The 1,910-nt window shown below is 67.4% G+C and carries 2 protein-coding genes and 1 pseudogene; all 3 read left to right on the forward strand.

Annotation, left to right across the window (positions count from 1 at the left end):
* Positions 1-768: pseudogene (locus MOV75_RS36390) on the forward strand (glycosyl transferase); the annotation flags it as partial.
* A 1-nt stretch (position 769) separates the two neighbouring features.
* Positions 770-1,615: a phosphatase PAP2 family protein gene (locus MOV75_RS36395; RefSeq protein WP_246932348.1), complete on the forward strand. Its 846-nt coding sequence runs from the start codon at positions 770-772 to the stop codon at positions 1,613-1,615.
* Positions 1,616-1,678: 63 nt separating this feature from the next.
* Positions 1,679-1,910, forward strand: a 232-nt coding sequence (locus MOV75_RS36400) for a glycosyltransferase (protein ID WP_247007797.1), incomplete at its 3' end; no start/stop codon positions are given.

Below are 1,910 nucleotides of genomic sequence, written 5' to 3' on the forward strand. Positions count from 1 at the left end.
ATCATGATCGCGGTGGCGGGCTGGCGTGAGCCCGGCGCGCAGTTTCTGCTGGCCTGGCTGATCCCGTCCTGGATCGTGTTCGAGGCCGTGCTGACCAAGCTGCCGCATTACGTGCTGCCGCTCTATCCGGCGATCGCCATTCTCACCGCGGGCGCGGTCGAACGTCGTGTGCTGTCGCGCTCCTGGCTGATGCGCGGTTCAGCCTGGTGGTTCGCGATCCCCGCGGCCGCCTCGATCATCGCGGTGGTCGGCGCGGTGATGCTGACCCGGCAGCCGGCCTTCGTGGCCTGGCCGTTCATCGCGGCGTCACTGATCTTCGGGCTGTTCGCCTGGTGGCTCTACGACAACAATCGCGCCGAGCGCTCGCTGCTCAACGCGCTGGTCGCGGCCCTGATGCTGGCGGTGGTGGTGTACGGCATCGTGCTGCCGTCATTGACGCCGCTGTTTCCGAGCATCGAGGTCGCGCGCGCGCTCCGCAATGTCACCTGCGTCGGGCCGAAGGCTGCTGCTGCCGGCTATCACGAGCCGAGCCTGGTCTTCCTGACGGGCACGCAGACGCTGCTGACCGACGGCTCGGGTGCTGCGGACTTCCTGCGGCAGGGCAGCTGTCGCTTCGCGCTGATCGAGCAGCGCTCGGAGCGCAGCTTCGTGCAGCGCGCCGAAGCGATCGGATTGCGCTACAAGGTCGGGACGCGCATCGACGGCTATAATTTCTCGCAAGGCCGCGCGATCTCGATCTCGATCTTCCGGTCGGAAGGCACCGAATAGGATGCCGGCCCCGACCAGCAGCGCGCCGCGTCCGGCCTATCCCGCGCAATTGCTCGCTGTGTCCCGGCAGGCGCTGGCGCAGCTGGTTCGCACGCCCTCGCATTCGCGCCGCGCAGAGGCCGCGCGAAAACTGGCGCGGCATTCACTATGGCTCAGCGTAGCGGGCGCAGCCCTGGTCATCGTTCTGATGGTCGCCTTCGACCAGACCGAGATCCAGCTGATGCCGGCGCGCGGCACCCCGGGACTGTGGCCGATCCGCATTCTCACCGATTTCGGCAAGGATGAATATCTGCTGTCGGTGCTGGGGGCTACGCTGGTGGTTCTGGCGTTCGTCGCGGCAGGGCTGCATGGGACGCGCCGCGCGCTGCTGCTCGGTCTGGGCACGCGGCTGCAGTTTGTGTTTCTGTCGATTGCCGTCTCGGCATTCGTCGCCGAGATCCTGAAATATCTCTTCGGCCGCGGCCGTCCGTTCGTCGGCGGCAAGGCCAATCCGTTCAACTTCGTGCCGTTCGAGGGGACGGGGGCCTATGCCAGCCTGCCGTCGGGCCATGCCGTGGCGGCGTTCGCCCTGGCGTTTGCCGTGTCAGCAATGTGGCCGCGGCTGCGCGTATTCATGTTCACTTACGCAATCGTGATCCTGTTGACGCGGCTGGTGCTGGTCGCGCATCACCCGAGCGACGTCGTGGCCGGCGCCCTGGTCGGCACGGTCGGCGCCATGGCAGTCCGCTACTGGTTCGCGGCCCGAAGGCTCGGTTTTGCCATCCGCGCCGACGGCACCATCGTGCCTCTTGCGGGGGCGGTCTCGGGCCGCCTCAAAAGGGTTGCCCACGGGGCATCCGCCCCATAAAAGCGGCTGCCTGCCGGAGGCGCCGGTTCCCCGGGCAGTCCCATTCCAACCACGAGCCTCGATTTGTCGTCGTCCCAGCCCTCGGTTTCCCAGCCTTCGGTTTCCATCGTCGTTCCCGTGCGCAACGAAGCCGACAACATCGCGCCGCTGATCGCGGAGATCGGTGCGGCGCTCGACGGCCGCTGGGCCTACGAGATCATCTACGTCAACGACGGCTCGACCGATGCGACCGGCGAGCGGCTCGCGACGCTCATGGCGCAGCGGGACAATCTGCGCCAGCTCCGCCACGCCAGAT

Source organism: Bradyrhizobium sp. PRIMUS42 (assembly GCF_023006515.1).
Taxonomy (GTDB): domain Bacteria; phylum Pseudomonadota; class Alphaproteobacteria; order Rhizobiales; family Xanthobacteraceae; genus Bradyrhizobium.